Source organism: Bacillus sp. JJ1122 (genome assembly GCF_036964885.1).
Lineage (GTDB): Bacteria > Bacillota > Bacilli > Bacillales > Cytobacillaceae > Mesobacillus.
In genome coordinates, this window is sequence record NZ_JBALQL010000016.1 from 36,943 (window position 1) to 58,639 (window position 21,697).

The following is a 21,697-nucleotide window of genomic DNA, read 5'->3' on the forward strand; positions in this document are numbered from 1 at the left end:
AGAAATAATGAAATATGTACGCTTTTCTAAAAATGGCAAAAATTTATTTGGTGTTTTAGAGGGAGAAAAAGTAGCAGAATTAGATTCGGATTTTTTGGAAGGGTCACCAAAGTTAACTGGTGAGGAATTCCAGCTCTCGGAAGTTAAGCTGTTGCCTCCAGTGAATCCAGGCCAGGTTGTCGCGATTGGATTGAACTATGCTCTCCATGCGGAAGAAAGCGGAAAAGATATTCCTGATGAGCCAATGATGTTTATGGTTTCACCAACAGCTATCGTGCCTGATGGGGAGGAAATTATCTTGCCTAATCTAGAGCATCGAATTGATTATGAAGCAGAACTGGCGATTGTGATCGGCAAACAGGCTAAGGATGTCAAAAAAGAAGAAGCCCTGGATTATGTGTTCGGTTACACTGCATGCAACGATGTTTCAGATAGAAATCTCCAAAAAAAGGATGGGCAATTTACGAGAGCCAAGTCTTTTGCAACTTTTAAGCCTCTAGGTCCAGCCATTGAAACGGAATTAAATCCAAATAATGTGGAAATTAAATTAACGGTAAATGGAGAAGTCCGGCAGCATTCCAATACGGATGACTTAATCCACGATATTGAATCCCTTATCGTGAAAGTCACTGAAGTGATGACACTGAATCCAGGCGATATTATCATTACGGGTACACCATCAGGGGTTGGACCGCTAAAACCGGAAGATGAAGTAGTCCTGGAAATCGAAGGGATCGGAAAATTGACAAACAAAGTGGTGGATGGAACGAAAGTGGGAAATCCTCAGACTGAGGAGACCCATTCAGCATAAAGAAATTCTTTTAACAAAGGGGATCATAATGAAAATCAATCCAGAAAAAATCAGGTTTTTTTCCAATCAATTGTTGATGAAAGTTGATGTGCCTCAAGAGGAAGCAGAAATCATTACCGAAGTTTTACTGGAAGCAGATTTAAGAGAGATACATAGCCATGGCTTTTTAAGGCTTCCCATCTATGTTGAGCGGATACAAAAAGGGATGATCACCAATAAGGTTCATATAACGGTAGAGCAAGAGACTCCTGTAATGGCCCTTTTGGATGGGAATTATGGAGCAGGTCAAGTTGTAGCTTATAAAGCCATGGAAAAATCGATAGAGAAGGCGGAAGAATCCGGAATTGGATTAGTTGCGGTGAAAAATAGCAATCATTTCGGAATCACGGCCTACTATTCTTTGATGGCGGCTAAGCAAGATAAAATTGGAATTGTCATCAGCAATGTTGCCCCTTTGATGCCTGCGATTGGGGGAGCAGAAAAGGTGATTGGAAACAATCCGATTTCGATTGCCGCTCCATCAGCAGATGAACCAATTGTATTGGATATGGCTCTGAGCAATACTGCATTTGGTAAGGTCCTGTTTGCAAAGGAGAAAAATATGCCAATTCCAGAAGGATGGGGAGTGGATGCCAAGGGTGTTCCCACCACCAATCCTGATGACGTCATAAATGGCGGATTCCTTTCTCCTGTTGGAGGTCCGAAAGGTTTTGGCTTGGCGCTGATGGCGGAGATTTTGACAGGTGTTCTTTCCGGGGGGCATTTTTCTAAAATGATTCCTTCGATGTATGATGTGAACCAGAAACAATCGATTTCCCATTTTATGCTGACAATTGATATCAAAAAGCTGATTCCCTTAGAAATATATCATCACGGTATCAAGCAACTTGTTGCCTATATTAAAAATTCAAAAAAGGCAGAAGGCACGGATGAGTTATATCTGCCTGGTGAAATTGAATTTTTAAAGGAAAAGAAAAATTTAGAAGCGGGAGTCCCAATGGAGGAGCAGACCTTCCATAACTTAAATGAATTAGCCAGGAACCTCGGAGTGGAGGAGCTATCGGTATAGAGTGATTAAAAACTTCTATTAAGGAGGAAGAGGATGACCATGAATGATACAGTTCTGTCTCAGCAAAATGAAGTAAAAGAGACTAAGTTTAAAGTCATTGATACAGACGTTCACCATGATATAGCATCTGTAGATGATTTGGTACCCTATTTGTCAGATCATTGGAAGCGCTATATCACAGAGTACAACTGGAAGCCTATCAAGACTACTCCATTTCATCAAGTCCGCAGCGGTACGAAATATAGAGGAGACTCCTTTGGAGAAAATAAAAGACCTCCAGGTTCAGACTTTGATTTATTAAAAAAGCAATTACTGGATGACCATGAAATTACTCATGCCGTTCTTGGCGGCTGGTTCCATGAAGCCACTGTTGCAACAGGGTGGTATGAGTTTGCTGCAGCCAGAGCGGCTGCCTATAACGATTATACGATTGAACAATGGTTAAACAAAGATAAACGTCTGTTAGGCTCCATTACCATCCCGGCTGATCCTGTTGCTGCTGTTCGTGAAATTGACCGTGTAGGTCCGCACCCTCAGATGGTACAGGTAATGATGTCCATAGGCAACTTTGCATGGGGTGACCCTCTTTATCATCCAATCTTTGAAGCAGCCTGCCGCCATGGGCTTGCAATTGGCATGCATCTATCAGCAGATATTACATTCCAGGGTGGGGAATTCTTAAGGTATTATGTTGCCTGGCGTGCAGCACATCCACAAGCTTATATGACGCAAGTGATCAGTCTGATTACAAACGGAGTTTTTGATAAATATCCTGATTTAAAGGTTGCGTTAATTGAGGGAGGTTTTGAATGGGTTCCATTTATGATGAACCGAATGGATGCAGCCTATAAGGGGCTTAGACAGGAAACACCTTGGGTTAAACGGATGCCTAGCGATTATTTCCGGGATAACATGAGGTTTAGTACCCAGCCATGGCATGATATATCAGCTAAGCACTTTTTAGATATTATCGATATGATGGGAACGGATGAAATGCTGATGTTTTCAACGGACTACCCGCATTGGGACTTCGATGCCCCAAAACGGACATTGCCACCGAAGATTTCAGACGATTTGAAACATAAAATCCTCTACGAAAATGCCAGGGAGTTATATAAGCTGTAACTTATCCACTTATATGCGGAAGGAGGAACTTTCTATGAAGTATACCATTTGTAGATCAGATGAGTTAAAAGAAGGACAAATGAAAGCCTTTACAGTTGAAAGGAAATCCATTGTTGTCATTCGATCACAGGACGGTAAATTATATGCCCTGAGAAATGTTTGCCCTCATAAGGGACCAGCTCTTTCTGACGGATCGCTTGACGGAACGTGTACAGCATCAGAGCCTGGTGAGTACAACCTTGAAAAAGTGGGAGAAGTGCTTAAGTGTCCATGGCATAATTGGGAATTTGACATTAAAACTGGATGCTCAATATTTGATCCTGATAATGTTCGGGTTAAAACCTTTGATGTGCTCGAGGAAGAGGGAGCTGTTTTTTTACAGGTTTAAAGAGCAGCTATCATGGAGGGAAACTAGCTCTATCAGAAAGTTAGTGTCAGGTAGTGGCAATGACCATTGATAGTCCAGAAAAAGAAAGCCGGCGAATAAGATCAAGCTTAATATTTATTCTCTATCGGCTTAGAAGAGGTGAATTACATGGGAAGACTTGATAGCAAAGTAGCTTTAATAACTGGTTCGGCTGGCGGGCTAGGATTGCAGATTGCTATTCATCTAGCGAAAGAAGGGGCGATCGTCATCCTGAACGATGTCAATGAAGCGCTAGTGAAAGAGTCAGCATTAAAATTGGAAGAGGACTATGAAGTTGCATACGTCGTTGGCGATGTTTCCAAAAAGGCTGACGTTACAAGGATGTTTGATCAAATTATAAATCGTTTCGGCAAAATTGATGTTTTGGTGAATAACGCAGGAGGAAGCCTGCACACCCCTCGTGTTCTTGAAGAAATCGAAGAAGAGCACTGGGATAAGGTGATCGATGTGAACTTAAAGGGTACTTTTCTTACTTCCCAGGCATTTGTCAAACACACGAAAGAACGCGGCGGCGGGAAAATTATTAATATGTCGTCGATTGGAGGAAGAACAGCCAGTTTAATAACTGGAGTAGCCTATGCTGCAGCCAAAGGAGGAGTGATCAACTTTTCGAGAAGGCTGGCCAAAGAAGTCGGGGAGTTTGGAATCAATGTGAATGTGATTGCTCCTGGACTAATTATCAGCGGAGAACGAATGCATCACTTGTTTTATGAGGAAAATTCAGAAGAGCAAAGGACACAAACATTATCGGAGATTCCGTTAAAGTCGCTAGGGGAAAAAGCGGATATTGCGAATGCGGCTGTTTTTCTGGCTTCTGATGAATCACGCTATATGACTGGTGCTGTAATTGACGTGAACGGCGGAAGGTTTATGGGGTAGGTTTAGTTGCATTGTTAAATAACACTATTATAAAAGTGATTATGAAAAAAATGATTTTATTAAAATACCTGAAAAAGTTTTGAAGTGAGCTGAAAAAATCTTGAGCTGAGAGCCCATCAAGGAGGGTGCCCATTTTGTTTAAAGTGATTTCTTCTTCACCTACCTTTGGATTGTATTCAAAGGATCCGCTCGATTTACTCTATTCCCGAGGCTGCCAAGTTGAAATTTTACAGAAAGATATTACTTCAAATGAAGAGAAATTCGCAAAAGCTCTTTCCGATGCAGATGCCTTAATTGTAGGGGTAGAAACGATTACTCCGGGAGTATTAAAATATGCAGCGAAATTAAAGGTTATTGCCAAGCATGGAGCAGGAGTAGACAATATTGATCTCAAAGAAGCAGAAAAGAAGGGTATTCTCGTTACCAATGCTCCAGGGGCAAACAGGCATGCTGTCGCAGATATGGTGTTTGGCTTATTCCTTTCTATTGCCCGTCAAATTCCATCTGCGTACCAAGAGGTTAAAGAAAAGAAGTGGCCACGTGTTGTAGGAAATGAAATATTTCAAAAAAACCTTGGTGTCATTGGCACAGGGAGGATTGGAAAGGAAGTTATCAGGCGTGCACAGGGATTTAATATGAAGGTCCGCTGCTATGATCTTTTCCAGGACGAACAGATTGAACAGCAAGGTTTAGGAAAATATGTGCCCTTTCAGGAACTATTAAAGGAATCGGACTTTATCACGATCCATACAGATTTGAACCAGGAGACCAAGGCGATGATTGGAAAGGAAGAATTATCGCTTATGAAGGAAAGTGCCTTCATTGTGAATACTGCTCGTGGTGGGATTATTGATGAGCAAGCGCTATATGACACACTCAAGGCCGGATTAATAAGGGGTGCGGCAATTGATGTTTTTGAAAATGAACCACTTTCAGATTCACCCTTGCTTAATCTGCCAAACTTTATTGCGACCCCCCATATGGCCGGATATACAGAAGAGGCATTACGAGAAGTAGGTATGCTGACAGCACAAAATGTATTAGATGTTTTGGAAGGAAGACAAGCGGCTTATCTCGTTCCATCCTAATGCACATAGGAGATCATCTGTGAACTGGTTCAAATGGACAAAACATGGAGGTGATTTTATTGAGAAAAGAAGTACTTGTTAATATAACCATGTTGATCTTAAGCTTTTTCATGCTCTATATGGTGAAACAATTACCAACCCCGAATTCTATACAAGGTTTAGGACCAGGGTTTTATCCGACGATCATTTTATACACGATCATTTTCTTTAATGCGCTGCAGCTTTTAATCTTGTTTTTTTCAAAAACGAAGAAGACATCAAGTGGCAGCTCTGATTTTCAGGCAGGCAGATTTCTGGTGATGATCGCCATAATGACGGGATATGTTCTGAGTCTCTCTTACATTGATTATAAGATTGGCACGTTCTTATTAATTTTTTCACTTATGATATTGCTTGGAGTCAAGAGCTACAAACTCCTGCTCTCCGTATCCGTTATTTCTGTAGCCACAATATTTCTGCTCTTTGAAGTACTTCTGAATGTTCATATTTAATGAAGGGAGGTAGGTTGTATGGAACAAGTACTATCGCAAGTATTTGATATCCAAACTTTGGTTCTCGTCTTTGCAGGAGTTTTCCTCGGAGTTGTTTTGAGTGCAATTCCAGGTTTAACTGCAACCATGGGAATCGCTTTATTGATTCCTTACACATTCACTTTGCCGCAGGTCCCCGCGATCAGTATGCTTCTTGGCATATATATAGGGGGGATGTATGGGGGATCCATTACCGCGATCTTAATCCGGACTCCGGGAACCCCTTCAGCTGCTGCTACTCTGCTAGACGGTTATCCCATGGCGGCGAAAGGACAGGCAGGAAAAGCACTTAATTATGCCACAATCGGATCCTTCGTTGGCGGCATTATCAGTTGTCTCGTCTTGATACTGATTGCTCCGCAGCTTGCATCATTCGGGTTAAAGTTTGGTCCGGCGGAATTCTTTGCTCTTGCGGTGTTTGGTTTAAGTATCGTCGGTACTATATCAGGAAATAACGTCGTAAAAGGGATGATTGTAGCGGGTGTAGGTCTTATGATCGCAACGGTCGGGATGGACCCTATTGGTGGTGTTGCACGTTTTACATTCGGGAGTGTGAACTTAACGAGTGGAGTTTCGTTTATTCCAGCTCTAATCGGTCTCTTCGCTGTTTCACAGGTTATAAAGGAAATTGAGGAAAAAGCAACAGAAGGGATTAAAGAGAAGATTAAATATCAGCGTGAACGTATCTCAATAAAAGAAATGTTATCTTATTGGAAAGAATTCCTTCGTGCCTCTGCTATTGGTACTTTTATCGGTATTATCCCGGGAACTGGAACCTCAATTGCTACATTTTTAAGCTATAACGAATCTAAGCGTTTTGCTAAGCCTGAAAGAAAAAAGGAATTTGGGACGGGCATCCCTGAAGGAGTCATTGCTAGTGAAACTTCAAACAACGCTGTAACTGGCGGCGCGTTAATCCCGCTTTTGACTCTGGGTATTCCGGGTGATGTGGTAACCGCCGTCATTCTAGGTGGGCTTATGATTCAAGGCGTTACTCCAGGTCCATTATTGTTTCAAAATAACGGTCCACTAGTCTATAGTTTGTTCATTACTCTTATTATTGCAAATATATTTATGCTTTTAATCGGCTTATTTGCAGTACGGTTTGTAGGTAAACTGGTCGATGTCCCTAAGAATATTTTACTTCCCATTGTTGTAACTCTATGTTTTATTGGCAGCTACTCTTTGTCAAACAATCTATTTGATGTATGGGTGGCGCTCGTTTTCGGGGTTATTGGCTACTTGCTTGAGAAATTCAATTACCCGTTGCCTCCGCTTATCCTTGGAATTATTCTTGGTCCTATCATTGAGTCTAATCTTCGAAGAACAATTATCGAATCCAGCGGAGATCTTACGGTGCTTTTTACAAGACCAATTTCAGGTATATTCTTAGGAATTGCATTGATAAGCTTTTTTTATCCTTTAGTTAAGGACCTTTGGAAAAAAAGCAAAGGCAAAGATCGTTTAGAAGAAGATATTCCTGCTTAAGATTTACTGATTTGCCAATAAGATACTATTTAAGGGGGAAGAATTGATGAACTTAGTATTTAAGAAATTAGCCGTGGTCGGATTTGCGGCCTTGCTTGCAGTCGGGTGCTCCAAAAACGATGTTGCTAACAATGGTGAAGCTGCATCCAATTTTCCTAAAAGAGATATCGAAATCATCGTTCCTTATGCGCCAGGTGGAACAACGGATACAGCATCTCGAGCTCTTACCTCTGTCATTTCTGATTATCTTCCGAATGGCTACAATGTAACGGTCGTCAATAAAGAAGGCGGAGCGGGTGTTATTGGAACAACTGAAGTTTTTAATGCCAAGCCCGATGGCTATAAAATTGGGATGACCACTGTAGGACCAATGACTATTAAGCCACATACAGATAATACAGCTTACTCACCGGATACAGTAGAACCAATCATGCAAGTAGTAGCAACACCAAACGTTCTAGTCGTCCAGAAAGATGCACCATGGAAAACCTACGAAGAGTGGTTTGAATATGTTAAAGCTAATCCTGACAAGTTCACTTACTCAACAACTGGTGCGGGGTTAACGCAGCATATTACGATGGAAGCATTTTCGGCTAAAACGGGAGTTAAGTTAAAACACGTTCCTTATGAAGGAGGAGCACCAGCCTTAGCTGCACTGTTAGGCGGCCACGTACAAGGTGCGGTTATCCAAACGGTAGAAGCTATGCCTCAGATTGAGTCAGGTCAAATTCGCGCGCTTGTGAATACTGGATCGTTTAAATCCAAGGGATTAGAAGATGTTCCTTTATTAAAGGAAAAAGGTGTTGATGTTGCTTCAGACGTTTGGACTGGACTGATCGCACCGCCAGATACACCTAAAGATGTCATAAACGTTCTGCATGATTCTTTTAAAAAGGCATTGGAAGATCAGAAGGTTATCGACACATTCGCAAAGCTTGGGGTTGAGCCAAGCTATGCAGGACCTGAAGATTTTGCTGAGATTATGAAAAAAGACTATGACCTTAATAAAGAAGTCTTAAAGGCTGCAGGAATCATTAAGTAATCATGAAAGGAGAAAGAGCGGATGCTTTTTCTCCTTTACATTTATAGGATGAAAATAAGGAGGCAACTTTTATGAATTTTTTAATGGAAGTTATGGAAAAACATCGGTCAGTTCGACAATTTACTGAAAAAGATGTATCTAATGACCTTTTAAAACGGGTTTTTGAAGTTAGCCAGTGGGCCTCAACTTCCAATCACTTGCAAGCTTATTCAGTCATTGTAATAAGAGAAAAGGAGAAGAAGCGATGTCTTGCAGAACTGTGTGGTAATCAGGCGCATATTGCGAATAGTCCAGTATTTTTGGTGTTTTGCGCAGATCTAAATCGAATAAAAATAAGCCATGATCTCGAAAGTAAGTCTATGAACCTTAATCTAGTGGAACCTCTTTTAGTTGCCACTGTCGATACTGCATTGTTTGGTCAAAATGTACTTCTTGCTTCAGAGTCGCTAGGACTGGGTGGTGTATTTATTGGCGGGATCCGAAACAATCCACATGACGTATGCCATCTATTAAACATTCCAGAACATATTTTCCCCTTATTCGGGATGTGTCTTGGTTATCCTGAGAAAGTAAATGAGCAAAAGCCTAGATTGCCAATTAATGCGGTGGTTCATACAGAAGAATATGATTATGCGAAATTGCCGGGATTCATTCAGGAATACAATAATACGATGAAACAATATTATGAGAATAGAACATCAGCAAAGCGAAGTCAGACGTGGACAGATTATGTTTCGGAAGTATATAAAGAGCCTAGAAGGGTTCATATGGCTGAATTTTTAAAAGAGAAGAAGTTCGGATTTAAATAGAATGTATAAACGAATTTAAATACATTTCATATCGATGAAGGAACGCGCTTTAATAGGATGATGCGTGTGGAAAGGAGTAATCGTGCAAGGACAAACGTCTGTTTCTGCCCAACCTGAAGCCCATATATCAATAAAGAGCAGGGATAAGGTTCAAGGAATTCTCATTGGCTTTCTCGCCATCGGCTATATCCTCCTTCAAATGGCTCCGGTTACAGAGGTAGAGAGGTTGGTAAGCCTTATCGCACTGGCCGTTATAGTAGTGGTGATGCCGGGAATTAGGGGAACCACGCTTGTCATTAGTGTCCTTCTTTTGCTCGCTGCTGTTTCACTAATGGCCTATCATCATGTCCCGGCACAAGAGTGGCTTAAATCATTGCGGATCAATATTACTCTTGTCGCTATCTTTCTAGTTGTACCATTGCTTGGGATACCTGTAAAAGCAGGTGGGTATGTTGAAGCATTAAAAATCGTTCTAAATAAAAAAATGAACGAACCATACTTTTTTTATCTTGGTACCACTTTTTTGACTCACATTCTGGGTGTCGTTTTAAATATAGGGTCCGTTTCCATCGTTAATCAACTTACGGCTGCTTCTAATATTAAAGCTCCACGCCTTGTAGCTAATGCGATAAACCGGGGGTTCGTAACGACCATATTTTGGTCTCCGTACTTTTCTGCAATGGCCCTTATCTTAAGCCAGCTGCCTATAAAATGGTCTTCTATCGTATTTTATTCAATGGGACTTTCTATAATAGGAATTTTGGTTAGTTTATTGATCGACCGCAGCCAAATAAAGGCGAGCTTTCCAGAGGAGCAAGGAGAAAAGGGACTATACCAGGATAAAGAGACACTGATTAATGCAAGAAAGAAAGTATTCGAACTGTTTACTTATCTAATCGTAATAACAGCCGCTGTTTTAATTCTCGAATTTATGACTGGATACTCTATTGTCTTGATGATCTGTTTAGTTTCTTTGGCCTTTCCGCTACTTTGGTGTGTTTTTTCAGGAAAGAGCACCGTATATTTTCAAGAATTCCAACAGCATGTGTATATTGGAATTCCCCGGATGAAAAAAGAAATTGTTCTGTTTTTGATAGCAGGCTTTTTTAGTGGCGCTTTTATCCATGCTGACTTAAGCAACACCTTAATCAACTTTATTCAAAATATATTTGGATCCTTTCATTTAGGAACAGCATTTTTTCTTTCTTTCATTGTTTTTCTTACTGCATTAATTGGAATACACCCCATTGTAGTGGTAACCATTTGTGTAACCAGTCTAAAACCTGAATTAATTGGGTTCAGTCCAGAATATTTCGCAGTACTCCTTTTGGCAAGCTGGGGAATCACAAATCCAGTAGCTCCAGCCACAGCAGTAAATAATCTCCTAGCCAATTTATTAAAAGTGGACCTCCTAGAACTCTCGATACGCTGGAACATAAGGTATGTCATTATTATGCTTATTATCATTCCTTTGTATTTGGAAATGGTAGGATTGTAAGTGGAACATGGGGACGGTTCTCGTGTTCCGGTTTGAAACGCAAGAAGTGGAGTATGGGGACGATTTTCGTGTCTCATTCAATAAATGAATAGCAGATAGCAATTTAAAAAAAGCCAGGTTCCTCCAATGAAATATTGTGAGAACCTGGCTTTGTTGTTTCATTATTTTTTGATCAGTAAATAACCAAATTAGTAAAAATCCTATTTTTCTAGGCATTTACGTTCCAAATCGAACAAGAGAACCGTCCTTATATTCTATCTATATTCTAATTCAACTTACTGCCTTCTCTTCATGCTGCTGAAGTTTGCCGATTCTCATATCTGGATCTGGGTGTGTTGAAACAAGATTCGCCCATAGACCTTTTAATTCAGAATTATCCATTTCATCAAACTTATCTAAGACTCTTATCAGTGAATCTCTATATCCTAATTGATGAGCAAAGTAATCTGCTTCATATTCATTTTTTCTTACGGAATTCATAACAAGTAAAGTTCCGAATTTTGTCCATAACCACATCATAGCAACTAATATGACATCAACAAAGAAAGTAATGACTAGGGTGCCAAAGCTTCTATTTATTATACTCATCATGATTCCAGCGATATAAAAGAAGAATCGATAAATCACAAACATGCCGGTTACAATCATATTACCTACAGAAACAATGAGAATTAAATCAGTATCCTTATTAGATAAGTGACCAAATTCATGAGCCAAGGTTGCTTTAATCTCTTCATCACTGAAAGATAAAAGTCCTTTTGTAAGACAGATTGTTTTTCTGCCTGTAGCAAAAGCATTCGCGTTGTTATCCTTACTAATGAATAACTTCACATTACCGGAGATTGAAGGATCTAATTTCTTTGCTTGAGCATATACCTCATTAAAAAGAGGGAGTAATCTTTCAATATGCTCTTGTCTCGATAATGGCTTACAACCTTGTTGAACTCTTAACAGCCACTCTCCAAATGGAGAAAGGGCAAGCGTCAAAGATATGGCATACATAAGCAAACCAATCCACAGCTCATTAAACAAACTTATTACCAGCAAGGTATTCAATATAAGATAAATAATAATTCCTATATTGCCCTTTCTAAACAACCTTCGCGCAAAATCGACAATGTACACTTTTCATTCCTCCTAAATTAGTATTCACTCGCCTTATGTGCTACTAATTTACCATTTGCTGAAAAAGAATATTGTCGAATTATGTAATTTTTTTAGAAAAAATAGGAATTTAGATACAGATGGCTGTTCTGACGTTTCATTAAGAGTGAATAATGAGATACAAAAGGACGGTTTACTGCGTTATGGCATCACATCAGTCCTAACAAGAAATCGTTGAATTTTTCCTTTACATCCAGTTCCAAAGACCTATATACTTAATATGTAAATAATTCCAAATCAAATACTATGAAAAAGGCAAACTTCTCGAAAGGGGAGGACGCAAAGCCGTGAGTCTAAGGCATGCTGAGGTATGCTATGATCGTCAGGTCTCCATAGAATAGAGATTCTCTTACTATGGCTTTTTGTCATAGTTTTTTTATTATCCGGGAGGGAATCATGGCATGAGCTTTCTTAAGACGTTTGGTAAATATGCAGGGAAAACCGCTGGGATTGTGGTTGGAGGACCCATCCAGGTTATTGGGGAGTTAACCGGATCAGATGTGATCGAGGATATCGGAAAAGGAGTAAGAAAAGCCTCGGAGTTCGCTGGAACTACAGTTGGACAAGCTGCTGATGGAGCTGTTGGGACGGTTGCGGGAATCATCAATGACAATCCCGCGCAGCGTGATCAGGGCTTGAATGATATCGGAAGTGCTGTCGGAAGGACTGCGAAGGGGGTCTACCAAACTGCTAAACACACGGTCCATAATGGCGGTGAAGTCATTGGCGGTTTTATCGATGGAGATCATGACCGTGTTAAAAAAGGAGCCATATCCATCGCTAAAACGGTTGCCATAGGAGCATTGGCTGTAGGAGTTGTCGATATTATAGATGGAGTCGATATTGCTGATGCGGAGGAGACAGGTTCCGATTTATCAGGTGACGATATACCATTCGAGACCAAAACGATTGAACTTCCTAATGGTGAAAACGTTACGGATTCCTTCCCGGTTTTCGATAGTGAATATGAAGTGGATATAGAGGAAGACATGTATCTGAGAAGCGATTATATCCATTTTACATATGCAAACTATGAGTTATATGAGGATATTCAAGGAGATCCGGAATTAGCTGAAGAGCTAGGCTTGAACGAAGCTGACATTGAAGCTTTGTCCAATGGAGATAATCCAGAAGGATACACTTGGCATCACAATGAAGAGCCAGGCGTCCTGCAGTTAGTTGACCGGGAAACCCATGCAAGCGTGGGACATACTGGAGGCCGTGAACTTTGGGGTGGCGGGAGTGAGTATAGATAAGTTAGAAAAAGCAAAATTGAGCCAAAAGGGGCAGTGTGATGGGTTTCTTTAGGAATGTTTTCGAAGTAGGTAAAATCTTCGCCGATTCAGGAAAAGAATTAGGGCAGATCCTAAGTGATGGAAGAAAAGAGTTTACCGAATTGATGACGGACGGCTTTAAAGAAATGGTGATTAAAGGCAACAACGATTATAAAACATCTTATGAAAAAAATAGTGAAGCAGGAGAGATCCTGTATGAGGCCCGAAGGAAGTATGATGCGTTGTTTGATGATGTCCACACGGAAATACTTTGTGTTGAAACGTTGATTGACGATCATTATGTCTATAAAAAGAAATTGTATGAAGAGATTAAAAGTCAATACGAAGCAACGGTGGAGAAATATATAACAGACTATCATTTAAGAAGGAAGGATTTTTATTCTTCACATACTGAGGATAGCAATCCCTTCATGCCTGCAGCCGCTGCGGTGATCGGTACATTGGGTGTAGGACTTGTCGGAGGGATTATTGGCATGGATTTAATCCAGCAAAGAACACGTGTGAAACAGGCAGATGCCTATTTGCAGGAAGCGAAGAAAATTAAGGCGAAGCTGGAATTAGAGGGTGGAAGACTAAGAGTATTGAAAACGAACTTGGCCTTTGTTGAACAAAACATCTATGAAGAACGTTCGCTGATTGAGCGCTTATATCGCCCTCTTAAAGAAAAAATGAAGCATACGGAAGAATTATTAGCTTCAGATTTTACCGATGAATCGGACGTCCAGGATGCAGAGCAAGCGATCGAAATCATCAGGATGCTGGAAAAAACACTTACTACACAGTTTCTTCAAGATGAGGCAGTCATCACGACTCAGTATCAGGAACTGACTAAACAGTTAGAGCAATTAGTCCGACAAATATAGTGGAAACTTCAAATGAAAAGGGGAAGTCATAATGAGTGTAAAAAATGTTTTTAGCCCATTGGATATCGCATCAGTTGTAACAGAAACGATTAATTCGGCGACAAGTTACTTGAAGGCAAAAGAAGTGGAAGAAACCGAAAGGCAACGTCTGATTTCTTGCCTCAATGCCATCACCGCCAAGATTGAGCTGGAGAGAGACAAGTTTGAGAAATTCATGGAAAATAGTTTCGCAGAACGTGAACGATTGTATAGCTCTGCAGATAAAGTACTTGAAAAGGGACTGCAGGAAAATAATATGCAGCTTGTGACGCTTGCATCCAATTTAATGATGAATGTCTATAACAAGAACCCGCTAGATGGACTGGATAACAAATTGCAGGATGTAAAGCTGGAGGGCCTTCAGCCTATAAAGAGTTATATTGACTAATAGGAGTGAAAATCATGTCCTCAAAAGAAGAATGGGAACAAGCTGAACAAATCATCAAAGAAACATTAAAACAAGCAGCAGAAGAACTGGACGCAACAATAAAGCAGGAAGAAGCAGAACGAGCAGCCATCCTGGCCAAAGAACAACAAATATACACCATCCTGCAAGCAGACAAAGCAAAGTTCAATCAAGAAATGCAAAACAAACAACAAAACAACCAGCTGCAACTATTAAACGAGCAACTAGAAGAAGCTATCAAAAATGACGATCAAGAAGCTATTCAAAAGTTAATGTTGGAAATGAACAGTATTTAATGGGAAATGGGTGGAACATGGGGACGGTTCTTGCGTTCCAAATAGCGCAGACACCGGGAAGGTTCTAGTGTCACGTTCGGGAGTCGAAATAAAAGACGAGAAGTTTTGCGGGGATTCGTCATTAAGCTTTTTTTTCTTATGGCTTATTACATTTAGTTATTAAATAACTCTGGTGGAATTGACAAACTTGAAGAGAGAAAAAGATCCGAAACAGACGGTTCTAATGTCCCATTCTGTACTCGAAATAAAGTGAACTAGAAACTGAGCTCTTTTCAATTTTTTTCAATACATATGTGACTGCTAAACTAAAGTAGAATAGGAGGATACCAAAAAAATATTGAATATTACTATGTTATTTTGTCAAGCAGAAGAACCGTCTCCGAGTTTCGCGTCCTTTCGAAATAATTAAGATGAGGTGAGAAGATTTATATGTCTAGTCTGAGCAGCCCTGCAAAAACTATGGATTTTACTATTGCATCAGCAATATCACATCAAACATTTACAGCGGGTAGCAAATTACATCAAATGGTTAAGAAGAATCTTAGTTCATTAAATTCTAACTTAACACATCTTGATATTAATAGTTATCTTAATGATGCATATAAACTTGCAAACAGGACGTACTTTAGGTTAAGGGCTACGAGTTATGATAGAAGTAGATATCTAGAGATACATAATAACTTAGTTTTTCTATTAAGTGATTACTTTGGGTTGCTTAATGAAATTATGGCTACTGGAGAAGTTCATCCCTATATAAATATACTAAATCAGCATCCCCTAGTTGTGGAAAATGGAGTACTCTTTACAAACAAAAGATTGGTTAGCAGAATTTTACCAGAAAAAAAAGGGAAAATATCAGGGGGATATGGAGAAGGTTTAGTAAGGTTATTGTTGGCTCAGATTGATAATGTACAAGAACATGGAATCTTAAAAGTTGGGACATCTAATAGGGCACCGTCTCCTGACTTTATCATAATTGATAAATTCTTAAATGTCATAGGTCTAGCAGAAGTAAAATCAAGTATTAATCATACATATAGAAGTCCTGATAGACAAGTAAAGAATAGTAGATTCAATGGCTTAGGAATCAATGTATTCTTCAACAACGATTCTATGGCTCCTATAGAGTTTTTTATAGAAGATCCAAGTTACAACACTTCAATAGATATTATGCCTTCAATTTATTCAAAAATGGCTGTTTTAGAAGCTCTAGTATTAAATGAAGGTGAATCTCCCTTGATTGTTAAGAATACAGTATGGGCAAAGGAATTATTGCAACTTTTTCATGAAAACTTACAATATTTTCTTTTGAATAATTACTCATTTTCATTATTTGAATTAGAAGAAAAATTACCTATTAAAGAAGAACACTTATTTGCTTTTTTAAAGAGGTTTTTTGATATTCCAGAAAATAATATACAAATTGAAAATGAATTGTTTAAATACAGTAAGATATATCATTATAAAGACTATGTATTAAAACAGGGATAAAAATATATAAGTGGGAAGCGTGGAGGTTTATGGTGTCACGCTTCGTAGGATTATTACTTTGAGGAACAGTGACGGTCCCCGTGTTTCTTCAAAAAAAGTGCCTTGCTTCCATTGCTTAATGCAGTGGAAACCAGGCACTTTTTTATTTATTCGTTTTCTGAACCGTAGCTGATTAGATTGGTGAAGATCCTATACCCACCAGGTACCTGACTCTGAATCTGTCGATAAAATACAAGGTTCGTATAAAGATATGTTCCCTTACCATACTTTGCCATCAGAATACCGCCATCGAATGGGGCCTCGCCGGGATCGGCCATGCTGACGAATGTTTCGTATTCTGGTGCCCATGCCATTGGGTAGTATAGTCCTCTTTCCTGTACCCAGTTGTCCCAGTCGCTGTCTGTGATTTTGTTTGGATAGTTGAAGAGAGGGGACTCTGGTTTCAGGACGTTTACTTTGGCGTTTTCATCGGTTACGCGCCATTTGATGGAGACGTTACCGATCGTTAATGGGTATGGTGCGGATGTGTCTTTGTTCCAGTTGTCGCCGCTTGGCTTGTGGTACTGGACGACTAAGTGCCCGCCGTCTTCCACATATTTAAGCAGGCGTGCATTGTTTTTTAGCAAATCGGCTCTTGATAGGTAGGCGCGAATGCCGACAACGATTGTGTCGTATTGGCTCAAGTCGCCTGTCGTGATATCATTTTCTGTCAGCTTGGTGATGTTTAACCCTGCATTTGTTAGGTAGTCCGCTACCATATCAAATCCGCTGTCGATATAGCCGACTTTTAAGTTATCGTTCTTCAATAGTTCGAAGGCGACGCCATGGACCTGTGCTGGATATTGATAATAGAAGGTGCCGATATGGTCGTAGCTGATTTCCTGGATCGTTGAGCTGAATGTTTTCCCGTTTACAGAAACTTCTGCATCAATATTGAAATCCCCTGATTGAATGTTTGCTGGCGGTGAAAGGGTGAAGGCGACTTCTTTTTCCTCGAGCTGGCTTGCAAAATCAACAGCTGCTGATTGCGGCTCGACTTTCCAGCCTGCAGGCACTTTTAAGGAAACGGACGCCTTCGTTTTGCCATTGTAATAGTTTTTGACTTTAGCCTTTACCGGAATTTCTTTTTGCACATTGGCGGTATTCACGATGATATCCTCAGGATTCAGCTTGACCGCTGCATCCGGTAGGACAGCGATGGTTCCTTCCAGTTTCTGAGTTTGGACCGTTGCCGTTCCTTTATTCTTATAAGAAACGACTGCCTGCAAAGCCGGTTCCTTGTACGCATGATAGAATTCGGCATTTTCAGGAACCTTTACATTAAAAGTAAGCTGGGCAGTCTCACCTGGTGAGAGGGCTTTTTCCTTTTTGTTCGCAGTAATCTTCCAGCCTTTTGGAGCGGTCAAAGAAACCTGGGTATGCTCCAATTCCTGGCTGCCATTGTTCTTAAGAGTGACGGTAACAGTTGTCTCCTGGCCTTTTGTCAGGATGTTCGATGCAGCTTCTGCTTTTACATCAAGGCTCGAAGAAACAAAGCTTGCTGTCTGCAACTGCTGTTCCTTCAGTCCCAGCTTATGAAGCAGGTCTAATTTTAGCTCCTTATCAAGCTTAGCGGTTTCAGTTTTCTTTTGTAGATGGCGGACATCCTTTAATGCCTTTTGTGTTTGTGTGAAAACCGCATTGCGGTCAGGATAGGAAGCAACGATGGAATCAAGCTGATCCTGCAGCTTCGTGTATTGTACTTTCAGTTCTTTCTTCGGCAGTACCTGTGCCCATTCTGCAAGGTCATATGGTACGCCTGCAAATAGGTCATCGCTGCCATGTGTGTCTACGGTAGTGTGCGCTAATTCAAGATTCGCCTGGCGAGGGGCAACTGGGATATCACTTCCCATTCCCTGGCTTTTGTGCATATAGCGGGATTGTTCGCCAAGCTGAGGGTAGCTCATTTCATAAATCGGATCGTACATGCCGATTTCAATCGATGTGGTTGCTGTCTCTTTTGATGTAGCAGGGAAGTAGAACTTCTTCATTTTCCAGACAGATAATCCTTCTTTTAACTGTTCAGGATAGATAGTCGGATCTGCTGCATCTTCAAAGGCGCGTTCAGTGAGGATGGCCATGGTGCGGTGGTGGCCGTGCTGTGATGGGTCATTCTTGAAAGAAGGCATGACGATATCCGGCTGGTACGTTCGGATAAAACGGATCAAGCGTTCATATGTCTCGTCTTCTCCCCATTTTGCCAATGTTTCTTCAGGGCTTTTGGAGAATCCAAAATCATAAATTTCGTCGGAGGTGGTTTCGCTTAAGTGATAGGCAGTAACGCCGGTTATTTTTGCGGCTTCGATCATTTCACGTGAGCGGATGATCCCAAGCGCGTTGCCGAGCTCATTGCCGATTTCGTTCTGTCCGCCTTCACCGCGGTTCGCGATCAAGCTGGCTGTCGTAACGCCAAGCCCTCTGGAAAGGTAAGCTAAAAAGTCGCTTCGTTCATCATCCGGATGGGCACCGGTATTCAAAAAGGTAACAGTCGTTTCAAGAGGCTTAACGGCATTCCAAAGTTCAACATCGTGTTTCTGGGTCTCCACAGCTGATCCGCTTAAAGGCACCATCGACACGATCAGCAGGAAAGAAAGCAAACCAATCAAATACTTGCGCATGTTTGTAACCCCTTTCATTTTTGGTTTTCAGTAAAAAATATCTCGCACTCCTTCCTCTTTATGTATTTGTTCGGTTAGTTAATCTGTCTAACTAACGACAGACATAACCCCTAGTTACAGATAATCACAGTTAGATAATATTGTAAATTAATAAGTTGTCAGAAAATTAAAAATGGTATTTTTATACTATTCCACGTGGTAAAATGGCACTAACTGGATATTTTACTTACTAATTTAATATCTACACCTGCATAAATACTAAAAACAGCCAATATACCTAATAATAATTAGTTTTTAAATTTTCTGAACTTAGTAGTTGTAAACGATTACAAATTATTATATATTTTTAGTTAATTAGTAAAACTTACTAACCAAAAAGATTAAGGCCGTGATGTTATGAATGTAAGTGGAACGACCATGCAAGTAAAAACGCTCAACAAGAAGCGAGTGCTTCAATGCATTCAGGAAAATTCACCGATCTCGAGAGCAGAAATAGCGGTGAAAATGAATATTAGCAAGCCGACAGTCTCTTTGTTGGTCGATGAATTGATCCAGGAAAAATGGATTTTTGAAAAAGGGATTGGCGAGTCGACTTCACAGGGCGGGAGAAGGCCGATCCAGCTGTGCTTCAATGAAAAAGCAGCGTACATCATTGGAACGGACATAGGCGGAACAAAGGTAAAGACGGTGATCTGCGATTTGAATGGAAACATCGCGGCGAGCAGCAGTTTCAGCACCTGCCAACATCTTGAGACAGGTTTGCTGAAGCAGATTGCGAAAGAGATTGAATGCATGATCAAAAAGGAAGGCCTTGATTCCGGAAAGATTTTAGGCATGGGCGCAGGGGTGCCAGGGATCACAGAAACGAAGAGCGGAATGGTCATGGAAGCTCCAAGCTTGAACTGGGTCCGCTATCCTTTCCTGACCGAAGCACAGCGTTACATTCCATTCCCGGTCCATGTCGACAATGATGTCAATGTCGCGGCACTTGGAGAGCAATGGCTCGGAAATGCGAAAGACAACCAAAACGTCCTGTTCATCGCCGTCGGAACGGGAATTGGAAGCGGGATTATCATCAACAATCAATTATACCGCGGCGCATCAAGCGCTGCCGGTGAAATGGGCTATATGGTGACAGACAAAAATGATATGAAAAATGAATTCCGGCCGATTTTTCATCGATATGGCTATCTTGAAAGCGTTGCTGGAGGAAAGTCAATTGGAGACAGGCTGACGAAATGCATCCAGCAGGAGCCGGATCACCCGTTGCATCAGCAGGCAATTACCTCAGAACTGCCTGGGGAAATGGCCTTCAAGCTGGCGAAGACCGGCGACCCGCTTGCGCTTAAGGTGTTAGAAGAAGCAATCGAGCATTTGGCCTATGGTATCGTAAATGCTGCTAGTTTGCTAAATCCAGAGGTTGTCATTTTAGGAGGTGGTGTTTTAAAATCATCGGAATTCATCCTGCCGAAGCTGCAGGAAATCGTGAACCAATACCTTCCTAGTTCAGTCCAGCTGAAGACGTCCCAACTGGGTGACAATGCAGGGGTCTTAGGTGCAGTGTCACTGTTCATGAGGGAGCACGAAAGTTTGATTAAATACCATTAATGAGGGGGAATTTTTGTGAAACACAAGAAAAAGGTTTCGATTATTACGGCATTGACTTTATCTGCATCGCTCATGCTTGCTGCGTGCAGCTCTGATGAAGGCACAAGCAAGCCAGCGTCCGGAGACAAAGGATCCAAAGAGAAGCTAGAAGAAAAAGTGGTCATTTATTCTCCGCACGGAAAAGATATTTTATCAGAATTCGAGAAGCAGTTTGAAGAGAAATATGATGTCGATGTTGAGTGGCTGGATATGGGTTCCCAGGAAGTCCTTGACCGCGTCCGTTCCGAAAAGAACAATCCTCAAGCTGACGTTTGGTGGGGCGCTCCTTCTGTGATGTTTGACCAGGCGAAGGATGAAGGCCTTTTGAAGCCTTATGAGCCTTCGTATTCCGGTGCCCTGGCTGACGGCTTCCATGAAAAAGACTGGAACTGGTCAGGAACAAGCCAGACACCAGAAGTCATCATGTACAACAGCAAAGAGCTTTCTAAGGAAGAAGCACCGAAGGATTGGGATGAACTGCTGGATCCGAAGTGGAAGGATGAAATCATTATCCGTTATCCACTCGCTTCCGGAACAATGAGAACGATTTTCTCAGCGATGATCTACCGTGATTTTAAAGATTCCCAGGATACAGCTAAAGGTTACGAATGGCTGGAAAAATTAGATGCGAATACGAAGGAGTACTCTGCGAACCCGGAAATGATGTACAACAAGGTTGCCAAGGGCGAAGGCTCTGTATCTGTCTGGGCGATGCCAGATGTTGTTATGCTGAAGGAAAACAAGAACTATCCATTTGAATTCATCGTTCCAGAAAGCGGAACGCCAGTATTGACGGAAGGGATCGCTTTAGTCAAGGATGGCAAGCACCCGAAAGCAGCGGAAGCATTCTATGAGTTCGTTAACACACCGGAAGCGGCAAAGCTTTTAGCTGAAAAATACTACCGGATCCCGACTCGCGATGATGTGAAGGATCTGCCTAAGTGGATCACCGACACAGAAATCAAAGCAATGGATATCGACTGGAAAGTGTTCCAGGATAACAGCGATGCGTGGATGAAGCATTGGGATGAAAACATTAAGAGCGGAGACAAAGAAATCAAAGAATAGGAAGT

Annotated in this window: 20 protein-coding genes and 1 riboswitch; of the genes, 18 read left to right on the top strand and 2 right to left on the bottom strand. The window is 41.0% G+C overall.

Annotated features, from left to right (window positions below; genetic code table 11):
* Window positions 1–7 precede the first annotated feature (7 nt).
* The 11 genes from V7201_RS10070 to V7201_RS10120 all read left to right on the top strand — a co-directional run bounded on the left by V7201_RS10070 (window position 8) and on the right by V7201_RS10120 (window position 10,766).
* Window positions 8–811 carry a fumarylacetoacetate hydrolase family protein gene (locus tag V7201_RS10070; protein WP_335376621.1) on the top strand — a complete coding sequence of 268 codons (804 nt, stop codon included), beginning with the start codon at window positions 8–10 and terminating at the stop codon, window positions 809–811.
* A 28-nt stretch (window positions 812–839) separates the two neighbouring features.
* The gene (locus V7201_RS10075; RefSeq protein WP_335376622.1) at window positions 840–1,880 is read left to right on the top strand and encodes an Ldh family oxidoreductase; all 1,041 of its coding nucleotides are present in this window, start codon (window positions 840–842) and stop codon (window positions 1,878–1,880) included.
* Between the two features lie 33 nt (window positions 1,881–1,913).
* On the top strand, window positions 1,914–3,005 hold the full coding sequence (locus V7201_RS10080; protein WP_335376623.1) for an amidohydrolase family protein: 1,092 nt from the start codon (window positions 1,914–1,916) through the stop codon (window positions 3,003–3,005).
* 34 nt (window positions 3,006–3,039) lie between these two features.
* Window positions 3,040–3,393, top strand: a complete 354-nt coding sequence (locus V7201_RS10085) for a Rieske (2Fe-2S) protein (RefSeq protein WP_335376624.1) — start codon at window positions 3,040–3,042, stop codon at window positions 3,391–3,393.
* A gap of 147 nt (window positions 3,394–3,540) precedes the next feature.
* Complete coding sequence (locus V7201_RS10090; RefSeq protein ID WP_335376625.1) at window positions 3,541–4,311, top strand: SDR family NAD(P)-dependent oxidoreductase; 771 nt, start codon at window positions 3,541–3,543, stop codon at window positions 4,309–4,311.
* 143 nt (window positions 4,312–4,454) lie between these two features.
* Complete coding sequence (locus V7201_RS10095) at window positions 4,455–5,399, top strand: phosphoglycerate dehydrogenase (protein ID WP_335376656.1); 945 nt, start codon at window positions 4,455–4,457, stop codon at window positions 5,397–5,399.
* Window positions 5,400–5,458: 59 nt separating this feature from the next.
* Window positions 5,459–5,890, top strand: a complete 432-nt coding sequence (locus V7201_RS10100) for a tripartite tricarboxylate transporter TctB family protein (RefSeq protein ID WP_335376626.1) — start codon at window positions 5,459–5,461, stop codon at window positions 5,888–5,890.
* A gap of 18 nt (window positions 5,891–5,908) precedes the next feature.
* Window positions 5,909–7,417, top strand: a complete 1,509-nt coding sequence (locus V7201_RS10105) for a tripartite tricarboxylate transporter permease (RefSeq protein WP_335376627.1) — start codon at window positions 5,909–5,911, stop codon at window positions 7,415–7,417.
* Window positions 7,418–7,463: 46 nt separating this feature from the next.
* On the top strand, window positions 7,464–8,459 hold the full coding sequence (locus tag V7201_RS10110) for a Bug family tripartite tricarboxylate transporter substrate binding protein (RefSeq protein ID WP_335376628.1): 996 nt from the start codon (window positions 7,464–7,466) through the stop codon (window positions 8,457–8,459).
* Between the two features lie 71 nt (window positions 8,460–8,530).
* Entirely contained in the window at window positions 8,531–9,268 is a 738-nt protein-coding gene (gene nfsA / locus V7201_RS10115) for an oxygen-insensitive NADPH nitroreductase (protein ID WP_335376629.1), read from the top strand.
* 82 nt (window positions 9,269–9,350) lie between these two features.
* Window positions 9,351–10,766, top strand: coding sequence for a hypothetical protein (locus V7201_RS10120; protein WP_335376630.1), 1,416 nt, complete (start codon window positions 9,351–9,353; stop codon window positions 10,764–10,766).
* 270 nt (window positions 10,767–11,036) lie between these two features.
* Here the strand turns inward: V7201_RS10120 and V7201_RS10125 are convergent, their stop codons facing one another.
* The gene (locus V7201_RS10125; protein WP_335376631.1) at window positions 11,037–11,891 is read right to left on the bottom strand and encodes a zinc metalloprotease HtpX; all 855 of its coding nucleotides are present in this window, start codon (window positions 11,889–11,891) and stop codon (window positions 11,037–11,039) included.
* A gap of 283 nt (window positions 11,892–12,174) precedes the next feature.
* Window positions 12,175–12,265: riboswitch (cyclic di-GMP riboswitch) on the top strand.
* Window positions 12,266–12,331: 66 nt separating this feature from the next.
* Between V7201_RS10125 and V7201_RS10130 the strand changes: the two genes are divergently transcribed.
* From V7201_RS10130 to V7201_RS10150, 5 genes are all read left to right on the top strand, one after another.
* Window positions 12,332–13,186, top strand: coding sequence for an HNH endonuclease (locus V7201_RS10130; protein WP_335376632.1), 855 nt, complete (start codon window positions 12,332–12,334; stop codon window positions 13,184–13,186).
* Window positions 13,187–13,224: 38 nt separating this feature from the next.
* Entirely contained in the window at window positions 13,225–14,088 is an 864-nt protein-coding gene (locus V7201_RS10135) for a hypothetical protein (protein ID WP_335376633.1), read from the top strand.
* Between the two features lie 31 nt (window positions 14,089–14,119).
* A complete protein-coding gene (locus V7201_RS10140; protein ID WP_335376634.1) occupies window positions 14,120–14,515 on the top strand; it encodes a hypothetical protein in 396 nt (131 codons plus the stop codon).
* Window positions 14,516–14,529: 14 nt separating this feature from the next.
* On the top strand, window positions 14,530–14,829 hold the full coding sequence (locus V7201_RS10145) for a hypothetical protein (protein ID WP_335376635.1): 300 nt from the start codon (window positions 14,530–14,532) through the stop codon (window positions 14,827–14,829).
* Between the two features lie 429 nt (window positions 14,830–15,258).
* On the top strand, window positions 15,259–16,320 hold the full coding sequence (locus tag V7201_RS10150; protein ID WP_335376636.1) for a hypothetical protein: 1,062 nt from the start codon (window positions 15,259–15,261) through the stop codon (window positions 16,318–16,320).
* 146 nt (window positions 16,321–16,466) lie between these two features.
* On the opposite strand, the gene V7201_RS10155 is transcribed toward V7201_RS10150, so the two are convergent.
* Entirely contained in the window at window positions 16,467–18,977 is a 2,511-nt protein-coding gene (locus V7201_RS10155; protein ID WP_335376637.1) for an NEW3 domain-containing protein, read from the bottom strand.
* A 417-nt stretch (window positions 18,978–19,394) separates the two neighbouring features.
* Here V7201_RS10155 and V7201_RS10160 point away from each other — a divergent pair, with 417 nt between their 5' ends.
* Together V7201_RS10160 and V7201_RS10165 are read left to right on the top strand one after the other, a co-directional pair.
* Window positions 19,395–20,585 carry an ROK family transcriptional regulator gene (locus tag V7201_RS10160; RefSeq protein ID WP_335376638.1) on the top strand — a complete coding sequence of 397 codons (1,191 nt, stop codon included), beginning with the start codon at window positions 19,395–19,397 and terminating at the stop codon, window positions 20,583–20,585.
* Window positions 20,586–20,600: 15 nt separating this feature from the next.
* The gene (locus V7201_RS10165; protein ID WP_335376639.1) at window positions 20,601–21,692 is read left to right on the top strand and encodes an extracellular solute-binding protein; all 1,092 of its coding nucleotides are present in this window, start codon (window positions 20,601–20,603) and stop codon (window positions 21,690–21,692) included.
* The last annotated feature ends 5 nt before the right edge of the window (window positions 21,693–21,697 follow it).